General features: G+C 36.5%; 15 protein-coding genes and 3 pseudogenes. 14 read left to right on the top strand and 4 right to left on the bottom strand.

Translation table 11 applies throughout. From position 1 onward, the window contains the following. The first annotated feature begins 226 nt into the window (after positions 1 to 226). The 8 genes and pseudogenes from HPOKI112_RS08360 to HPOKI112_RS04990 all read left to right on the top strand — a co-directional run bounded on the left by HPOKI112_RS08360 (position 227) and on the right by HPOKI112_RS04990 (position 8,756). Entirely contained in the window at positions 227 to 373 is a 147-nt protein-coding gene (locus HPOKI112_RS08360) for a hypothetical protein (protein WP_162966675.1), read from the top strand. Beyond that, positions 366 to 1,379 (top strand): ArdC-like ssDNA-binding domain-containing protein, encoded by a 1,014-nt coding sequence (locus HPOKI112_RS05020; protein WP_025276152.1) that lies wholly within the window; start codon positions 366 to 368, stop codon positions 1,377 to 1,379. The genes HPOKI112_RS08360 and HPOKI112_RS05020 overlap by 8 nt, the downstream gene beginning before the upstream one ends. Before the next feature lie 6 nt (positions 1,380 to 1,385). After that, entirely contained in the window at positions 1,386 to 2,783 is a 1,398-nt protein-coding gene (locus tag HPOKI112_RS05015; protein WP_025276151.1) for a hypothetical protein, read from the top strand. A gap of 38 nt (positions 2,784 to 2,821) precedes the next feature. Then, positions 2,822 to 5,005 (top strand): hypothetical protein, encoded by a 2,184-nt coding sequence (locus HPOKI112_RS05010; RefSeq protein ID WP_025309895.1) that lies wholly within the window; start codon positions 2,822 to 2,824, stop codon positions 5,003 to 5,005. Positions 5,006 to 5,008: 3 nt separating this feature from the next. Continuing rightward, positions 5,009 to 6,407 (top strand): annotated as a pseudogene (locus tag HPOKI112_RS05005) (hypothetical protein). A gap of 51 nt (positions 6,408 to 6,458) precedes the next feature. Further along, positions 6,459 to 6,737, top strand: a pseudogene (locus HPOKI112_RS08480) (hypothetical protein). A 1-nt stretch (position 6,738) separates the two neighbouring features. Then, positions 6,739 to 8,001, top strand: coding sequence for a type IV secretion system protein (locus tag HPOKI112_RS04995; RefSeq protein WP_025309894.1), 1,263 nt, complete (start codon positions 6,739 to 6,741; stop codon positions 7,999 to 8,001). A 71-nt stretch (positions 8,002 to 8,072) separates the two neighbouring features. Next, positions 8,073 to 8,756 carry a hypothetical protein gene (locus HPOKI112_RS04990; protein WP_025276148.1) on the top strand — a complete coding sequence of 228 codons (684 nt, stop codon included), beginning with the start codon at positions 8,073 to 8,075 and terminating at the stop codon, positions 8,754 to 8,756. 79 nt (positions 8,757 to 8,835) lie between these two features. On the opposite strand, the gene HPOKI112_RS04985 is transcribed toward HPOKI112_RS04990, so the two are convergent. Continuing rightward, on the bottom strand, positions 8,836 to 9,909 hold the full coding sequence (locus HPOKI112_RS04985; protein ID WP_025276147.1) for a tyrosine-type recombinase/integrase: 1,074 nt from the start codon (positions 9,907 to 9,909) through the stop codon (positions 8,836 to 8,838). 686 nt (positions 9,910 to 10,595) lie between these two features. Between HPOKI112_RS04985 and HPOKI112_RS04975 the strand changes: the two genes are divergently transcribed. From HPOKI112_RS04975 to HPOKI112_RS04955, 6 genes and pseudogenes are all read left to right on the top strand, one after another. Further along, positions 10,596 to 11,153, top strand: a complete 558-nt coding sequence (locus HPOKI112_RS04975) for a hypothetical protein (RefSeq protein WP_001900775.1) — start codon at positions 10,596 to 10,598, stop codon at positions 11,151 to 11,153. A gap of 17 nt (positions 11,154 to 11,170) precedes the next feature. Continuing rightward, positions 11,171 to 11,503: a hypothetical protein gene (locus HPOKI112_RS04970; protein ID WP_229763334.1), complete on the top strand. Its 333-nt coding sequence runs from the start codon at positions 11,171 to 11,173 to the stop codon at positions 11,501 to 11,503. Between the two features lie 256 nt (positions 11,504 to 11,759). Next, positions 11,760 to 11,889, top strand: a pseudogene (locus tag HPOKI112_RS08265) (DNA adenine methylase); the annotation flags it as partial. Between the two features lie 207 nt (positions 11,890 to 12,096). Next, complete coding sequence (mscS, locus tag HPOKI112_RS04965; RefSeq protein WP_025276146.1) at positions 12,097 to 12,921, top strand: small-conductance mechanosensitive channel MscS; 825 nt, start codon at positions 12,097 to 12,099, stop codon at positions 12,919 to 12,921. A 164-nt stretch (positions 12,922 to 13,085) separates the two neighbouring features. Continuing rightward, the gene (locus HPOKI112_RS04960) at positions 13,086 to 13,529 is read left to right on the top strand and encodes a hypothetical protein (protein ID WP_235181149.1); all 444 of its coding nucleotides are present in this window, start codon (positions 13,086 to 13,088) and stop codon (positions 13,527 to 13,529) included. Between the two features lie 70 nt (positions 13,530 to 13,599). Continuing rightward, positions 13,600 to 14,493 (top strand): hypothetical protein, encoded by an 894-nt coding sequence (locus tag HPOKI112_RS04955; protein WP_025276145.1) that lies wholly within the window; start codon positions 13,600 to 13,602, stop codon positions 14,491 to 14,493. A gap of 364 nt (positions 14,494 to 14,857) precedes the next feature. Here HPOKI112_RS04955 and ftsZ read toward each other — a convergent pair whose 3' ends face one another. The 3 genes from ftsZ to HPOKI112_RS04940 all read right to left on the bottom strand — a co-directional run bounded on the left by ftsZ (position 14,858) and on the right by HPOKI112_RS04940 (position 19,109). Continuing rightward, the gene (gene ftsZ / locus HPOKI112_RS04950) at positions 14,858 to 16,015 is read right to left on the bottom strand and encodes a cell division protein FtsZ (protein ID WP_025309892.1); all 1,158 of its coding nucleotides are present in this window, start codon (positions 16,013 to 16,015) and stop codon (positions 14,858 to 14,860) included. A gap of 134 nt (positions 16,016 to 16,149) precedes the next feature. Further along, a complete protein-coding gene (gene ftsA, locus HPOKI112_RS04945) occupies positions 16,150 to 17,646 on the bottom strand; it encodes a cell division protein FtsA (RefSeq protein ID WP_162471594.1) in 1,497 nt (498 codons plus the stop codon). Further along, positions 17,646 to 19,109, bottom strand: a complete 1,464-nt coding sequence (locus HPOKI112_RS04940; protein WP_025309890.1) for a peptidylprolyl isomerase — start codon at positions 19,107 to 19,109, stop codon at positions 17,646 to 17,648. Before HPOKI112_RS04940 ends, ftsA begins: the two co-directional genes overlap by 1 nt. Positions 19,110 to 19,172 lie beyond the last annotated feature (63 nt).

Raw genomic sequence — 19,172 nt, 5'->3', positions numbered from 1 at the left:
ATCGCCATTATCTAAGATGCTAAATAAATTCGGTTGTGGGTTTTTGGGTTTCTTTTTTTGCATGTGTAGTCCTTTAGAGTAGGTTTTTATAAGTAAAACCAAATTTGAGAAATAAAGAAACGCACATTTTTTTCAAAATTAGAGCATTTTTTAAAATCCATGTGCCTTTTTTCATTTACCTTACTTATGGCAAGTTTTTTCTCATCAATATTTTTAAGGAGCTGTTATGCAAGAAAATGAAAACACATTAAAACAAGACGCTTTCTATGAAGCTGGGTTTTGCGATGAATTGAGCGTAGAAACCCAACACGAAGAATACATCGCTCAAAGAGATTTTGCAAAATCTAACCCACAAGGAGAAGAAGATGAATAATCTTAACAACTTAAGCGATGCACAAATCAATGGCATGATTGATTATTTGCAAAACATCTTATTAGAAAGGGGAGGGCTTAAGCAAGAGCCACCACAAAATTCAAACTATTCACACAATTCAGAAGAAGATAAGGCGCAAAAAACACCCAATCAACCAGATAATTCAGAAAGCAAAGAAGCTTTACTTAAAGCTAAATCCGGTCAAATCAATTATCTTAAAACAAGGATTATTCAAGGTTTGAAAGAAAAAAACTCGCCTTTTTGGGACAAGCCTGAAATAGTGGCTAACAAAGAAAGAGGACATAACGCTTTAAACGGCGAACCTTATTACAATCTTAACGACATGCTTTTAGATATGGAAAAGAACCGCTTGGGGTTTAAAAGTAATGCATGGGTGAGTTTAGAGGAAGCTAAAATGCTTGGAGCGAGCAAAGAAGAAAGAGATGCGATTTTTAAAGCCACTCAAAATAAAGAAATCTCGCCTGTTCGTTTGATGTTTATCAAAAACAAAGAGCTTGTGCCTTTAGTGGATAATAATGGCGAATTAGTGATTGATAAAAACACTAAAAAACCTAAACACAAGCAGTTTCCTATCATTGAAAATGGCCAAAAGGTGTTCAAACCTGCCTACAGAGACATTGAGCCCCAAGCGCAATTCAAGTTTGTTTATAATGTAGAAATGTTTCCAAGCATTAACAAGGAAAAAATCAAGCCTTTAAACTTGGACAAGCTCTTAAACTATGCCTATAAGACTAGGCTCTTCCATCAAAAAGATTATTCGCAAGAAAAAAGAGACAAGACAAACATTATTTACGAAGACTTGCATAAAGATTTGTCTCTAGATAATAGGAATGAAGCTTTATTGGAAAGAATGCGTAGCTACACTCTGCTTAAAAATGAAAAATACAATCAATTAGCAAATGAAACAAAGCAACAAACCCAAACACGCTCTCAATCTCAAAGCTATCAAAAGAAAAATAAAGCTTCTAGCGGTATTGAAAGGTAACCCATCATGATAGACAAAGCAAGAAAAAATCTCAAAGACCTTAAAAGCATTTTTCTGTATTGGTATGAGGTGTTTGGTTCTAGTGATAAGTCTAAAGACATGATGAAAGCCTTTATGAAAGATTTGGCTTTCGCTAAAAATAAAAATGAGATGATAAAAGCCCAAGATAACGAGTTGGTCAAAGAATTCATACAAGAGTTAAACAGCTTCTCTTTTAAAGAGCAACTAGAATTTTATCAGACCAATAGAGATTATGATCCCAACCTTGACAATGATGAAAATTCAAGTGAATTATTAGACGCATTCATTGGATCTTTAGAAAAATTAGAAAAACAAGAGATTGCTCCTATCAGAGATCAAAAAAGAGAAAGCGGATTGCAAAACAATGAAGATAATAAGGAAAACGGCAAACTTGTTCCCCTTGACAAAAAAGAAACTTCAAAAGAAGAAGAACTGGAAAGCAAGGAAAAAGAATCAAAAGAAACACTAGGTTTTAACCACTCTTTAGGCATTAGTATTTTAAGAAGTCGCGTTGAAGAAGCTAAAAATCATTTTAATGAAAAAGAAAAAGGCTCTAACAAGAGATTTAGCGATAAGGAATTTAAAAAATTTCTAAAAGACAGAGCTAAAAACGGCATGACTAATGAAGAAATGCAAGTGCTTTTATTGATAATCAACAACAAAAAAAGCAATCTAATGCCTAGTCATAAGGAATTTTTACAAGAATGCTTAATAGAAGCGGTTTTGCACAATAAAAATATCAATAAAACCACTGAGTATGCCATTAGAAAAAATGTCGCACACTTGCCCATCAATAAAACAGAAAGCTTTTTAGTTAGAACTTATAATCATTCATTGGGTATTTTTAATGAAAATGTTGCTGAAAAACTTAAAATACCTAAAAAAGAAAAAGAAATACTACAGCCTTTAAATGCAAACGAAGAACAAGCTTTAAACACCGCTTTAGAAAACAATGAAATAGACGCAAGAACTTTCAAATCATGGGAGTTTGGAAGCAAAGAAGCGAGCAAAGAAAACGCTTCTATGAGTGAAGAATTAACACAAAATAATTCTAAATTATCTCATTTTAATGAAAATAGCACCACTCAAAATAATGTAGGACAAAATAATGTAAAAGAGCCTAATAATAAAACTAATAACTCTAAACAAAATCATTCGCTTTCAAATTCGGATCTAACTTCAAATACCGATTACAACAAGCTTGTAGCGGATATGTTTGAAAATCAAATGGACGCTAATGGCAATTATGTTGGCAAAAAATTTAGCGCACAAGCTTACGACAACAAAACTCCCTATAAAGTCGCTACCGGTAATGCTAATGAGCGTAGCGCTTATTTGTATTCAAAAAAAACTAAATCCAAAAATGTTGGAATGGAGCGCTAATGAAAAATCAACACAAAAATCCCCCAACAAAAGCTTTAATGAAAACTTATTCATATAACCATTTTTTATTTTTCTGCTTTATTCTAGGAGCGTTTTTATTAGGTTTGCTCAGTCCAGCCTATGCTTTAAGTATTATCACCACTAAAGAAATTGATGCTAATTTGCCTAATGGGGCGATAGAAAGCATGGTGGTGTTAGGCAAGAGGGTGTTTAAAGTAGAAGCTCATGGGTTTTATTTTAGAAACAATGCAACTAACAGCATAGATATAGAAATCACCAGTCTTTTAAGAGACAATCAATCGTTCCCTTTGACTAGCCCTGCTAAAACCAGTTTAAAAATACCTCCTAGTGCCAAGATTAAAAAATCCACTCTCCTTGTTTTAAAAGGCGAGAATGCTGAAGAAGTGGCTAAGATTTTAGGCATTAGCAAAGAAGAATACCAAAAGCTAGAAAACACCGCTCAAACCAACGCTACCAATGACCCTATGTATGCTAACACGCCTTTTAATAACAACCCTAACAGCCCCAATGATAACACTATTAATGGTAAAGATGGCGCAAATGGGAGTAATGGCTATGGGGTAAATGGCAACGATGGGATAAATGGGAGCAGTGGGAGTAATGGAAATAATTCAAATAATAATGCAATAGGCAGTGGTATTGATGCAGATGGCGTGTTAGGGGTGGATGGGGCGAATGGCTCTAACTCTTCAAGCGGTGGATCTGTAGGGGGTTATGAGAATAATTTCACTAATCATGGCTCTACTAACAATAACACAGGAGGGTATGACAATTTTAATAATAATAGCTCAAGTGGTGGAAGTTTAGGGAATGGGGGGTTTTTCCCTATTCCTTTTGGTAATGGTGGCACAAACAATTCCAATAATCCCACTAACACCACTAGCCCAACTAATGCCAGTAGTTCTAATAGCGCCACTAATCCTAACTCGCAAGAAAACAATTACTCCAGCCAGTATTGTAAAGTGCCCAAATTAAGCCCCAACAACACGATGAAACTAGATGTTATCGCTAAAGATGGTTCTTGTATTTCTATGAACGCTTTAAGAGATGACACTAAATGCGCTTATAGATACGATTTTGAAGCCGGCAAGGCTATCAAGCAAACGCAATACTACTATGTAGATAGGGAAAATAAAACGCAAAATATCGGTGGTTATGTGGATTTGCAAGGCGCTCAATACGCCATGCAACTTTACAAAGATGACAGCAAATGCGCCTTACAAACCACAAGCGATAAAGGTTATGGTATGGGGAAAACTCAAATCTTTCAAACTGAAATCGTGTTTCGTGGGATGGATAATCTAATCCATGTCGCTGTGCCTTGCAGCGATTATGCAAGGGTGCAAGACAGGATTGTTAGGTATGAAAAAAATGATAAAACCCAAACCTTAACGCCTATCGTGGATCAGTATTACAATGATCCCAGCAATCCTAACAAACAACAGATTTTGAATCGTGGGATTGCGACCCAATTAAGCTCGCAATATCAAGAATTTGCATGCGGTCAATGGGAATACAATGACGCTAAATTAGAAGCCAAAAGACCTACGATGTTAAAAAGCTATAACAAGCTTAATGTCGAATGGGTAGAAGTTACGCCTTGTAATTTTGAAGCAGGGATTAAAAGTGGTGCGGTTGTTAGTCCTTATGTGATGGGTGTGTCCAGCTCTAAAGTCTTAAGCGATACGACTACAAGCCATTATTTTAAGATAGAAAGAAAAAATTATGGTGAGAGGGAACAATGCCAAAAACCTTATGGAGTTAATCGTTGCCAACCGCAATACTTCCATACTAATCCTAGCATCACCGATTGGAGTGCCACTTACAAAACCACTACCACTCAAACCACTCAACCTTATTTTCGCCCAGCCCAAGATAATGAAAGCCCCACAACCTATAATCTTATTACCACTCAAACCACCATCAACAGGACTCAAAACATTTTGAAAAACGAATTGAATTTGAGTAATGATTATTTGAAGTATGTAGAAATCCATCAAGGCTATTACAAGGATAATGATCTTAAACAATCGCAAGGCTATATTGATTGGTCTAATTACTACCTCAATCAGAATGAAGGCTTTTGCTCTCAATACAACATTTGGAGTGAAAACACAAAAATTGGTAAGAATTGGTATCGTTGGCATGATAATAAAATTTCTTGCGCTCAAAGACTGATTTATAGGCCTTTTCAAGGATAAGGCATGAAAGCGTTAAAGACTTTTTTAAAAAAATCCCTTATTCTGTTGTTGGCGATTGCTTTAAACCACCTGAACGCTGTGGCTATGATTGTGGATAACCCTACGCAGAATGCTTGGAATGGCGCTAAAAGAGCATGGGATGAAAGCAAGTGGGCTAAACATTTAGCCACTATCACTGAAAGGATCAAGCTCGCTCAAGACACATTAGATAGGTCTAATCAGACGCTTAATTCCATCAACAAAGTGAATGATGTTTTGAATAAAATCAATCAATTTCTAACAGGCAGTATTTTAAGCGTCCCCAATCCCATGCAGTATGTAGAAAAAATCCAAAGTTTTGCCAAACAAGTTCAAGCCAATGCTGAAAGGATCAAAGAAAATGCACAAAACTATGATATACGCAATCAAATTGCAGCCAAACGCATCTCTGAAAAATGCCCTGAACTCAATTGGGATGTCAGTCAGGACGCAAGCCCTACAGAGAAAAACTTACACCAATTTTTCACAAGCAAGGGGAAAGAAAGCGCTGACACAAAGGCTCTAAAGGATTTTGCTAACGCCATAGGCAACACTCAAATCGGCACGGCGACCGATTTAGGAGCCGGACTTAAAGGCAGAGCCTTATTAGAATACATTTGCATTCAAAAAGGCAATTTAGAAGCGGCTAAAAAAATCCAATTATTAGACAGCCAAATGACTTTAGCTCTACTCAATAACGACTATACGGCTTATGAAAAACTTAGAGCTGAAAAAGAAGAATTAAAAAGACAAATCGCTTCAAATGTGTATGCTAAAGTCAAACAGCTTGCTGTAGCTTCCCAAGATAGAGCGTTTAGTCAAATGGATAATGAGTTGGGTGTTAAAACTTTTGAGTTTAACGATGAGAATGTTAAAAAAGGTTATTGCAAAAAAGAAAACAGAAATGGCAAAAGCGAGTGCATCCCTAATATGCTCAATGTTAATCGCTTAAAAGTGCAATTTGATGAGCTTAATTTAGATTATAGTTGGATATTGCTGGTAAAAAAGGTGAAGCAGCCGCTAAAGTGTTCAATGACTACAAACACCGATTTCAGCAATTAAGCGTAGAAACTGCTTTAGAAATCGCTCAAAATTTAAGCTTCATGAATAAGACACTGGGTTTAATGGCGCAAATGCAAAGCTATGCATTCAAGCAACAAATGGGCTATTTGAAGATATTATTCCTACTGACGCTCTAAAAGATGACAAAGAGCATCAAGAAAATCTTAAACAAAAACAACAAGAAATAGAAAAAGTCTATAGGGCTAAATTGGACGCTTATGGTTTCCCTAATGGTAGTGTAGGAAAGGCAAGTGGCGTGAATTCAAATAGTAATAATGAAGCTCCAAGCTCTGATAATATTCAGTCGTTTAATCCGTATTGAAATAAGGGTTATTGTGTTAAAATTAGTCAAATATTTTAAAAAGGATTTTGTATGTTTAAAAGCAGATTAAATTCATGGATTTTGTTAGGGATTTTTGGGCTTTTAGTGGTGGTTTTTTGGGATGTTATAAAATACAAAATAGAGGATTTGAAACATGCTCATTATCTATCACAAGTGAAAGAAAGGGAATAATATTATAAAAACCATATAGAAGAAGCTTTGAAAAAGGATAGCGAATGCTTTGAAAAAGGAGGTGATAAAGTGGATTGCTCGGCTGCTATGGGAATAGTTGCTGGTGAAAGAAATAGAAGAATGTTGGAGATTAAATAACATGGTCGCTCCACTACTTGCTCTGCCCTTTCTTTCTAATCCTTTAGTGCTTGGTGCTTTAGCTGTCATAGGAACGGGTGCTTACTTACTTTACAATAAGCAAGATTCTTTAGTTATACAAGCAGATGGGCTTTACAGCGAGATTCTTGGGTTTTTTATTTCGTTTTCTAACAAGATCTTAAAGGGAATTGGCGAGCCTTTAGCCAATGTTATCCAACCTTTTGGTATGGTCTTAGGAGTGCTTTTAATCCTTTTGTATTCCTTTAAACGCTATCAAAACAATGATTTATTTGAAATCAAAACCTTTTTAATGCTTTTTGTATTTGTTGGATATCTTTCTTTGTATCATTACGCTTTTAAATCTGATGGTTCTAGTAGCGGTAATGGTCGCTCTAGTTTTGCCTTTCAAAATCATGTAACAGAAATTTTTGACACGCCTGCTAACTTGCTAAATGCTGGGATTTCTAATGTGGTTAAGGAATATCAAACAAATAGTGCAAGAGAACACAAGAATATAGACACGCACCACAGCATCACTAACGCTAATATTTCATTCCATGTCAGACAAATTTTGACGAGTTTGAATAAATTATATGAAGACTTCAAAATTAATAATGGACTATCGCTAAAAACCCTTATTGCAGTTGTTTTGTTATTAGTTATTTTAGGATCAGAATTATTTTTGTTATTCAAAGTTTTCTGTTATGTTTTTATGACTTATTTAGAAAAAATTATTTACTTGTCTTTAGTTATTTTTATGTTACCGCTAGGTTTTTTTCAGCAGACTAGAGGTTTTTTAGTGTCTTATGTGAAAAAGATTATTTCATTGACTTTTTACATGCCTTTGTTGTTGCTATTAATGTTATTCAACTCTTTTGCATTACAATACGCAATCAAAGTGGGAGGGAGCAATGAAATAGTGGCTAAATTTGGCATTATTGTAGCAATAGGAATTTCACTGACTTTCATTCAAAAAGTCTCCGAAATGATTAACGCTATTTTTGGCACACAAGGTGGTCTAACGGATGCTAAAAGCTTCATATATCAAGGTGTGCAAATGGCTAGCACTGGAGCTGGAGCCATAGCTGGAAGTCTTAAGAGTGTGGGCCGTTCAGCATTTGGTAGAACGCTAGAAGCTTATAAAGACGCAAAATCTACGATAAACAGCACTACGGCTAACATGAGAGACATGCCAGGACATCCTGGTGTTAGAGTGGGTGTGGAGACAATTGAACTTCCCAAGTCTCATAGAGCTAGCAAATGACAAAAGCTTTTTAGGGCAATTTTTGAAAATTATTTTTAGTGATAATTTTTTAAAAAACCTTAAGAGAAATCATGCAAGATTTACAAGATTTTAAGAATAATATTACACTCATTCTATCTAAAGAAAGATTAGCCGCTTATGACAGCCTAGAGCAATACAAAGAAAATTTAAAACTCATTTCTTTCATCACGCCTAAAATCTCTAACTTAGAAATTTATTTATGCAACGCTTTAGACTATTGCTTGACTCAAATCAAAGGGAACGAATGGGTGTTTAATGAAAATTCTTTAACCCCCTTGATCGAAGAGCTAAAAGAAAAGAAAAAAGAAATCACGCATTCTTTAATCTTATCTAAAATGTCTTTAGGGGCAGTGATTAAGCTTATTTTTTGTTATAAATTAGAGGGGGTAATATTAGATTTAAAGCGCATCAATTTCAAATCCTATTACCCCAATAATAAAAATGCATTATTTATCAACAATAAAAAAAATCCATTATCTAGTGCCTCAAAGGTTCATATTGCTTTAAACTTGCTATGGACGATTAGAAATCGCGCGTATCATTGGGAAAACTTACTCAAAACCAAACCAAACAACCGCCCACGCATTACGACTTATTTCACTGGGTTAAAAGACAATGATAGGGCAAAAATGCCTATGAATATCAGTGTAGAACCAAGTAAAATCGTCTTGTTTTTAGATGATTTAATTAAAAGCATCGGAAATAAAGACTTGGAAAATTTAAGTGGTTTGTGAAAAGGTGGGCTTCGGTTAGCCCATTGAATGTAAGTGCATTATAACCCAAAAATCAAAATAAATCAAATTTTTTAAAAACCTACTCGCTTTTTTCATTTCTTAATAACCCCCCTAACACAAGAACCACTTTTTTATTGTGTTCTTGAGTGGTATGGATATAGATTTTAGTAGAAAGCAAAGAACTATGCCCTAACGCTCTTGAAGTTAAAACCAAATCCTGTGTTTCATCATAAATAAAAGTGGCAAAACTATGCCTAAAAAGATGCAAACCTAATCCATAAGATTTTACATCAATATTAGAGAGCTTAAAAATTTTAGCGATAAAGCCCTTTAAAGAGCAAGTTTTTTGTGTGGTGTTATTTTTTGCTTTCTTAAACACAAAACGCCCCTTAAAACTCTTTAATCGTTTAGTATCGCTTAGCCACGCATTCAAAGGAACTTGCAAAAACTCTTTTTCAATATAAGCGTATCTCTCTTTGTTGTTTTTGCCTTTGATTAAAAGGCGGTAGTGGTTATTTTCTAAAGCAATGTTTTTTAGCTCCAAATCTAAGGCTTCAAACTTCCTTAATCCCCCTAATACGATAAGCAGTAAAATACACTGATTGCGTTTTTCAAAACTGGTTTTGGGATGGTATTTTAGAAGAGCTTGGATAAAAGCCTTAAAATCATTTTTATTCAAATGTTTAGGCAAATGCGTCTCTTTCTTGGCAAACGATAGATTTTTAAGTTCAAAATCAAAGCTATAGTTTCTTTTCTTGTCTAAATGATCAAAGAATTGTCTTAAAACCATCACATATTTAGCCATAGAGCTTGGCTTCCTGTTTTTGGCTAATCCAAATAAGAAGTCTATAACCTGTTCTTCTGCTAGATTGTGCAAGGATTTGAGCTTAATCCTATTATCAAAATATTCAAAGAACAAAAACAAGCCTTGCATCATAATCGTATGCCTAATGCCTTGATTATAAAGCTTGCGATTGAGTTCTTTCAATGCGATAAGACTTTGGCACTCTAAAACTCTATCCTGCCATTTTAAGACCAATTGTAAATCATTCACGCTTTGAATGCGTATCATTGTTTTAAGCTTATGGTGTAAAAATGACTTAATATTATTAAACAATTCCCTACTAACCCTACTCATTTTGCAACCACTCATCTCTTTCTCCCTTAATTATTTTTAATCCATAAAAATCATCTTGTAGGGTTAAGAATGTAATTATTTATAAAACTCTTATCCAAGCTTCTTTTTAAAGGAAGTTTATGAAGTTTTTTAAAATCCCTAAACTGCGTTAAATTCCAAAGAGTGATAAGAAATGTTTTTAGAAAGTTTTATTCTTTAAAAAGTTATCGCTTTATAACCAAGCTCTTTAGTTTGATTGTAAAAAACGCTTCTAGCGTTTTAGATTTTTATTCTTTATTCTTTATTCTTTATTCCGTTAGTGTTGCTTTTTTATTTCTTTTGTTTTTAACTTTTTTAGTTTGGGGTGTTGTTTTTGATTTATGGTGTTTAACTTTTTGTTTTTGCATGCTCTAAACCGATGAGAGGTTGTTTGAAGTCTTCCCTGCTCATAAAACTTGCTAATTAATGCACCTCTTATCTGCCATGTCTTCAACAAATCTTTTTTCTGCCTAGGCTCTGTGGTTTTAGGTTTGACTTTTTGATGGTTGTTTTTGCATGCTTGATTTTATTGGTGGTGTTTGGTTTTTCTGTATCTTTGCCTTAAGACAAACCATAGAGTCGGCTTGCTACCCCAAAATTCAGGCACTCTTAAGCTAAGTCTAAGTCTAAGTCTAAGTCTACTATACTCAAAAGCTTATAAAATCATCAAAAAGAGTGCTGAAATGAATGTTTTAATCAGATTGTGCTTTATTCTTGTGATTGGGTTTTTTGGTGCGAATAAAACCCTAAACGCAACAGCCATTCCTTCTCTTGACTTTGGCTCTTTTTCCATGCCAATCACTGCCAATTTCTCAGATGGTGCGTTAAATGTATTCAAATGGTTTGAAAAACACCCATCAGTGGGTGTTAAAGTTGGTCGGCTTGCAAATCAAGACGACACTATCTTTACTCTAGTTTTCATTGTGATAGTTGTCGCAATAATTGCCCTTATCGCTATTTTTATAAGGAGTATATTACTAAACACAATTTTTGTAGGATCGCTCATAGGATCTTTATGGTTGTATATGGTAGGGTTTTATTATTTTTATGGTGTTCCCTTTTTGAGTTATTTGAGCGGTTGTTATGAATCGTTTTCTTTCTCCGCTTGCTATCCTGATAGTTTGCAGCTACTCCACACCCTTATGCAGTATTCGCCCATTTACTCCATAATCAAACTTCTTGCTCATTTTAATATAGAGATCACTCTAAGATTATCATTTCTCTTGTTTGGGTGTGTATAGGGCCGTATTTTTTGTTATTGCAAGCGTTTTTTAGTCTTACAAATTATTGGTTGCAGAAAATTCAAGAAGGCAAAAAATTATCTTTTTTCCTCGAATCAATCATTAGGTTATTTTTTGGTTTTATGATAGTTTCTTTTATTGCCGTTCCATGCTACTATGTTTTATTGGCGATGGAATACCAAATAGCCTATGAACACCCAGGAGAATTAATAAGCACGATTGGTTTTGTTGCGTTAGCAGTGCTTGTGTATTACTTATGGGGTAATGGGAGAAGTTGCTATGGGGCGCACCTTCCAATCAAGAGCAACAACTCTCCAATCAAGGCAACCAAAAGTAATGATTGTGATTGATCGCTAGGTCAATCTGACTTAAGCTCCAAAAAGGAATCTCAAGCCAAAAGACATGCAGTGTTAAGCCAATATGTTACTGGATTTTAGAGTTTTAGAGTCTTTTTAAAGGAATGCTTGAGCCAATTCAAAGGAGCAAAAAGAGGGATCGCTTCATTCCTTTTGAAAGAATGTGGGTTTGAATACAATATAGGAAAAAGACTATCATGCGAGCTATCCAATTAGATCTGATCAAAACTACCCTTTAATGGTTGTATCAATGAACTACATCGGCTCTAAATACAAACTCATTCCCTTTATTCAAGAAAATATTTATGCAGTTGTGGAGCAACCTTTTGGGTGTGATTTTTTGCGATCTGTTCGCTGGGACGGGTATCTTGGGGTGTGCGTAAAGTAATCTCTAGGTTTAACACTAAAAAACCCTTTTTCATTAGACAGCGCGCTAAAAGCCAATCCCTTTGACACTGGCATTGGGTTAGGCGTTTGAGTTGTGGTAATAAGGTTAGTCCTAAACATGCTAACATGTCAAAATTAGCTACATAAGGGTAAGTTATCTTGTCTCTTTTAGCGATTTTGTGATTTGCAAGGAAAAATTTATGGATGAAATTAAAACGCTGTTAGTGGATTTTTTTCCGCAGGCAAAGCATTTTGGGATAATCTTAATCAAGGCTATTGTTGTCTTTTGTATAGGTTTTTATTTTTCGTCTTTCTTACGGAACAAAACCATGAAACTTTTATCCAAAAAGGATGAGATTTTAGCGAATTTTGTCGCGCAGGTTACTTTTATCTTAATCCTTATCATCACCACAATCATTGCACTCAGCACGCTAGGCGTCCAAACCACCTCTATTATCACTGTTTTAGGAACGGTGGGGATTGCGGTGGCGTTGGCTTTAAAAGATTACCTTTCAAGCATTGCTGGAGGGATAATCCTTATTATCTTGCACCCTTTCAAAAAAGGAGACATCATTGAAATCTCTGGCCTAGAGGGCAAAGTAGAAGCGCTTAATTTTTTTAACACTTCTTTACGCTTGCATGACGGGCGTTTGGCGGTTTTACCCAATAGAAGTGTCGCCAATTCTAATATTATTAATAGCAATAATACGGCGTGTCGGCGCATTGAATGGGTTTGTGGAGTAGGGTATGGGAGTGATATTGAACTGGTGCATAAGACTATAAAAGATGTTATTGACGCAATGGAAAAAATTGATAAAAACATGCCCACTTTTATTGGGATCACGGATTTTGGACAAAGTTCATTGAATTTCACCATTAGGGTTTGGGCAAAGATTGAAGATGGGATCTTTAATGTGAGGAGCGAACTCATTGAACGCATCAAAAACGCCCTAGACGCTAACCACATTGAAATCCCTTTCAACAAGCTAGATATTGCCATTAAAAATCAAGACTCTTCTAAGTGATTGGTGTGAGGCGCATTGATTGTAGTGATACTTGAATTTTAAGGAGACCTTGTGTCAAGCGATTTTAAAAACCTTTTCATCGGTACGGATAATTCTAAACGCACCAAGTTAGCTTAATAGCGAAAAAAACCCTATCAATTCTAACTCGTTATCATCTCTCATTGATGCCCGCCTTTAAGGAATACAAGGAAGCTAAAAGCCAACTACCTCTCTTTAAAATCTCTGTCAATTCTAACCAACCCCTATCAGCCCAACTAAACGAGTATGATAAGAAAAAGTCAGCGTTAAGAGCCGTTTTAAACACAAGGTCAAAAAGAGACAATAACCTAGTGTATTATGATGATTTGACTATGGCTCAAAAAATGAATACCACCGTTTTATCTATGAGCCGATTATGCGATCGGATGCTAAACTACCCAGTAGCAGTTATCTCTGGTTATAGGACTTATAACGATAAAGCCATTATTGCGGATTATGGATTAAAAGAAGCCACCAAGATTTTAGAACTGAATGCGACAACAGAGGGCGAGAAAAAAGAGGAAGTTGAAGCCCTTTTAAAACCCTTTATGCTCACTAACGCTGATAACGAAAAAGAACCAAGTGGTTGAGAAAAAAGCTAGACCTATACAAGGGCTACATAGGATACAAAATTGTTAAAGGTTATACAGAGAAGCAGGTATGCCACAAGCTAACATAGAAACTAGCTTCATTTGTTTTGAACTCAAACCATTCCATAATAAAAATCAGTTCAAAGACATCATAGTGAATTTGGGTAGGGAGTTCAACCAAGACAGCATTATTATCAACAGCCCTAAAGATAAGCGTGGGGCTGTATTCACTTTAATATGCACTACCCCTTACCCCTACTTGATGCTTGATGGGGAAAAAACAAGACTTGGAGAACCCTTTGCTGAATTAAAAGACCCTAAATTTAGGAACTCTATCGCTGATGAAGCCTTACCTAATGGTCAGTCAAACCCTGACTTTTTGATTGCTTTCACGGAGTTTATGCGTAGCGTTGTTAAACACAGCTACAGCGAAACTAAAAAAGATAAAATCAAAAGAGATGATAAATCTAAATCCGCTAGGTTTGGGTTCTCTACCTATGAAAGTATAGCAAGAACTTATAAGGCAACCGAACAAAAAGACATTACCGCTAACAGCGTTCTTGCTAAATTAAAAGCCAATTTGATAGAGAACGGACAGAGAAAAATAATAGGAACTAGGGGTGGTTGGGAAAATTGGAGCAAGTGGGTTCCTGGATACTCCTACGACTTGAACGCTTCCTTTACTATGGATAGCGTTCTAGATAACACATACAAACCCAAACCCCTTAAAACTAATCAATTTGATACTAACGCTGGGTATTGTTCCATTAACGAACAAGACCTACTCAATCAGTTCATCAATGTGAGCACGAAACTATCCCACGACACCTTATTAGCGATAAGACAAACAGAAAACATAGACCTAGTTTATGCTTTGATTAAAGACACCACTTATAACAGCTTGAATAAGCGCTATGATTTTATCTTTGAGATTGATAAAGCGGTGAGGATTTCAATCAGCTAGTCATTGAAGTCCCCCAAATCCGTCCTTAAGAATGCAGAACTCAATCAAGTTAAAAATGCATTGATCTCACAAATTCATAACGGGGCGTATAGTTTCAGGGGTGGTGAGTGCGAAAAACAAAGCTCTTGGTTTTTGCCAAATGAGTTTCTAGCGCTTCATTAACTAGGGGGTGTTTTTTTGGGATAATTTCCCCTTTTAAGCGCTTTAAAATCCCCCCAAACGCTCTAAAAGTCAGCACACTCTAAAATCAAAGTTCTAAAACCAAAGCTTTTTAATTTTATTCTAAAAAACGAATGAGAAAAAACCCAACAAACCGCTTTATTATCAGCCCTATAAAAATAGGAGAGAAAAGCGAGATCTGCAATTAATCTTGCTGGATCCTCATGGTTGTGGGTATGGATAGCTCTTCTTCAGTAGGGATCTTTAAATACTCGCCATTACCCACTTTTCTTGTTTGTTTCACCACAGGCTGAGAGGGCGTAGCGATCGATTCCAAATTTGCTCCAGTGCTGTTTCTTTCAGCACCGGTTGCAATGATGGTAACGCGCACATGATCAATGGGGATATTCTCGCTCGTGTGTTGGCCAAACTTAACATCAACATCTTGATGGGCTTGATCTTGAATAAAATCGCATGCGTTGGAATAAGCCATCATAGGATAATCAGGGTGGTGCTCAAAAAAGACAATAATGCTCTTAGCCCCTTCAATAGAAGCGTCATCAAGAAGAGGCGATTGGATCGCATTTTCCACCGCTGCTTTAGCAGAATCTTCGCCAGTGGCTTCACCAATACCCATTAACGCAAAGCCTTTAAAACCAAGAGCACTCTTTAAATCGGCAAAATCAACATTGATATTACCGGGTTTAGTGATGATGGTAGAAATGCCGCTCACCGCCCTAACCAAGACATCATCAACTTCCTTATAACATTCCGTGGTGCTAGCGTTTTTTTTCATGGTGAGAAGGATTTTGTCATTAGGGATAACCAAAATAGAATCGCTAGATTGCTCCAATTCTTTCAACCCCTCTTCAGCCCTCTTCTTTTTTTGATTCCCTTCGTATTTGAAAGGCTTGGTAACGACAGCAATCGTGAGCGCTCCCACTTCTTTTGCGATTTTAACGATAGTAGGGGTGGCTCCAGTCCCAGTCCCTCCTCCAAGCCCTGTAGAGATAATGACTAATTTAGCGTCCTTAATCGCTTCTCTCACTTCATTAGCACTTTCTTCAGCGGCTTTTCTACCAATATCAGGAATTCCTCCAGCGCCCAAACCTCCAGTGGATTCTTTGCCTAAAAGGATTTTAACCGGAGCGGGATTGTTTTTGAGATGCTGGCCATCAGTATTAACAGCAATGGGGGTAACATCTTGATGCACGCCGTATTCAACCAGGTGTTTAATCATGTTAGACCCCCCACCTCCAACACCGATGACGACAATCTTAGCCCCTTTATAAGCTGGATTGCTTACTTCTTCAATGCTTGCTTGACCAATATTATAATTTTCCATCTCTGATTGATGAACCATAGCCACATTCCCCTTGAGATACGATTTTTGCAAATCTTAAACTTTGATAAATAGCTAAAGGATTATACCATGTTTTCTAGCTTTTGATAACTATTTATTAAGGCGTTTTTATCGCATAAAGAAATTGTTATATCTTAAAAGATTTTAGAAATCTTATCAAGGAAACTTTTAAAAAAACCTTTTTGCTCGGTGGGTTTTACGGGTAAAAAATCATCGTTTTTAGCGGTGTTTAAAGGAGCGCTAGGGGCTTTTAAATCGCTCAAATTCCTTTCTGTAGGCGATGAATGGATATGGGGGGTGGGGCTTGATTGGTGGGCTGTTCTTGTGTAATCATCAATTTCATGGTAGCGGATAATCCCTTTAGAGTCTCTTTCATAATTGGTATGCCCCCCTGCTTTGTATAAAATCAAGCCGACCACGACTGAAAAGCGAGGGTCTTTCAAGTCTTCAAACATGCCCATGATATTGTATTTTTCCATAGGAGCGGCCAAACGCACGGGGTAATTAGTGAAATGGGCTTTAGCCAGCTCTTTGATCCCTTTCATTAAAGCCATCCCGCCGGTTAAAACAACGCCCCCACCCAAATGCTCTTCTAAACCGCTATCTTGAATGCTCCTGTGGATGATTTGAAAAGTTTCCAAAGCCCTATCTCTCATGATATTTTGGATTTTGCTAAGAGGCACTACATGGCTTTCATTGCCATCCGATCCGGTGGTAGGGATTTGGACACTTTGAGAGGGCGTTTCTTCGCCACTTTCAAAAGAAAGATCCCCATATTTGATCTTAACTTCTTCAGCGTAAGGGAATGGGGTGTTGAGCATGGACGATAAATCCGTGCTTAAATGGTGAGAGCCTATGGGTAAGTATTTGTTATAGCGTATGGAATTGCCGCTATAAATCGTAAGGTTGCATGTTTCTCCGCCTATATCCACGCAAGCCACGCCCAATTCCCTTTCATCATTAGACAAGGTAGCAATGGAGGCTGCATAAGAATTGATCACGATGTTTTCAATCTCCACCCCAGATTGGATCATGGTTTTTTCTAAATTTTCAATGTTGTTTTTTTCTGTATAGACAATGTGGATAAAGACTTCTAGGCGAGTGCCGCTCATTCCTAAAGGGTCATTCACTTCTTGTTTGTCTAAAGTGAAGCGATAGGGGAGGGCATGCAAAATATGCTTGTCGTTATCCAAGCCTGCTTTAGCGCATGCGTTATTGATAGCGCGATTGATTTCATCAATGGTTACCACATTATCTTTGGTGCTCGCTACACCGGTAACATCTCTAATGCTTTCCGTATAAGCCCCCGAAAAAGAAACAATCGCTTTGGTTTTAGGGTAATACGATTCCCTAAAGGAGGAAATGGGGTTATTTCGGTCTTCATCAGCGTTCAAACCTGCCATTTTTTTAGCGCTATTAATCACTTCTTTAATGGCGTTAGAAGCGTGAGCAAGGCTATTGATACGCCCTCTTTTAATGGCTTTTGAATTGATTTCTTTGGAGTCTTGATGGGCTGTGCCAATGATGCGCAAAATCCCTTCTTTAAATTCAGCCACTATCGCGCAAATCTTTCTAGAGCCTATATCAACCCCTATAACGATTTCTTTATGTTCCATGATTTCCCCTTGCATTATTGAATGTATTTGACTATCTTATAGCGTTTTTTTAATTCTTCTATCAACGCTTTATCAAAAAAATCCGTTTTAGTGTTATTGACTAAACGCTGCATATACTGGCTTTCTTCTGCGCTAAATGAGTGGTTGAAATTTTGCTCTGTGATTTGATAGAGCACCATTTTATTATTAATAGCGATAAACCCCTTTTTTTCCTGGCGGTTAAAAAGGGCGTTGATAAACTTAGCGCTTTCTTCTTGGCTAAGCTCACTAATAGTGCCTCCAAAATTAGGGCTTACATAGCCCACGCTTTTGCCTTTAAAATCCTTAAGCTTTTCTTTAGCTAAAGTTTGCAACGCCATAAGGGTTTTTTCTTGAGTCAAACGGGTTTTAAGAGTGCTTTTAGCTTCATTAAAATCCTGCAATTCGTCTTTGGTTTGAGAGATGAGCTGCACTACAATAAAACCATCTTTAAAAGGCTCTGGTTTTAGGATTTCAAGGGGTTTGAGAGCGGCGAGTTTTTGTGTGATTTCAGCAGTATAGGGGGAGTTGTTTTCTTCAAAATCTTGCGTGGTGTAGTTTTGCGCGTTCGCTTTTTTTAGAGCGACATAACTCCTTAAGGCTTTTTCATTCGCTTTTTGCATGCTTAAATCATGCTTGACTTGCTCTTGAACGCTTTTAAAATCCTGTAATTTCCCCTCTTTGTCCAAATAAGACACCTTGTTTTTATGGTAGTATTCCTCCAACTCTTTCAAATCAGGTTTTTCCAAACTAGCGTCAAAATACAAAGAGCGTGTTTTAAAGCTCGTGGGCTTTTTAAAATCCTTTTTATGGGATTCGTAATATTTTTTCATCTCTTCTTCATTAAGAGAGATTTTAACATCATTAGGGTTTAGGATAAGAATGTCTAATTTGTCTTGCAATTTTGCCCAAAGCGATAAACTGGATTGCTCTAAAGGGGTAGTGGTTTTGGGGAAGAGAGTGCTGATTTTTTGAAGGATTAAAAGCCTTTCAACGCTTTCTTCAAAGTGTTTGGGGCGGTAATGGCTTTGCTTTAAGATATTTTTATACAATTCTTCATCAAAAACGCCATCTTTTTGAAAAACACTCGTTTTTTTGATCTCTTTTGCCACTTCTTGCTTCGTAGCGCCAAGCCCTAAATCTAAAGCGAGATTTCTCAATAGGGCTTGATTGATGAGCGAATCTAGAGCGCTTTTTTCTAAATGCATGGCTTTGATTTGATCTTCGGTGAGTTCTTTAAAATTGGGGATAGACTCAGCGTATGCGTCTTTAAGGCGGCGGTATTCTTGGGCTAATTCTTCTTGAGAAATCTTAATCTGTCCCACTTTGGCAGCACTATCGCTATCTAAAGAAAAGCTGTATTGCCCCCAGCCTATCATCCCGGCGGCAATAAAAGCGATCGTGCTTATCCATATTGTAACCACTAAATACTTTCTATGATTTTGCATCCATTCAATCATAAGAACTCTAATCCCTTTTAAAAAATAAAAAATGTGAAATTCAGGTTTAAACAACCTTATAGT

It is taken from the genome of Helicobacter pylori oki112 (genome assembly GCF_000600085.1).
Lineage (GTDB): Bacteria > Campylobacterota > Campylobacteria > Campylobacterales > Helicobacteraceae > Helicobacter > Helicobacter pylori_CY.
This window is presented reverse-complemented; position numbering and strand designations above follow the sequence as displayed.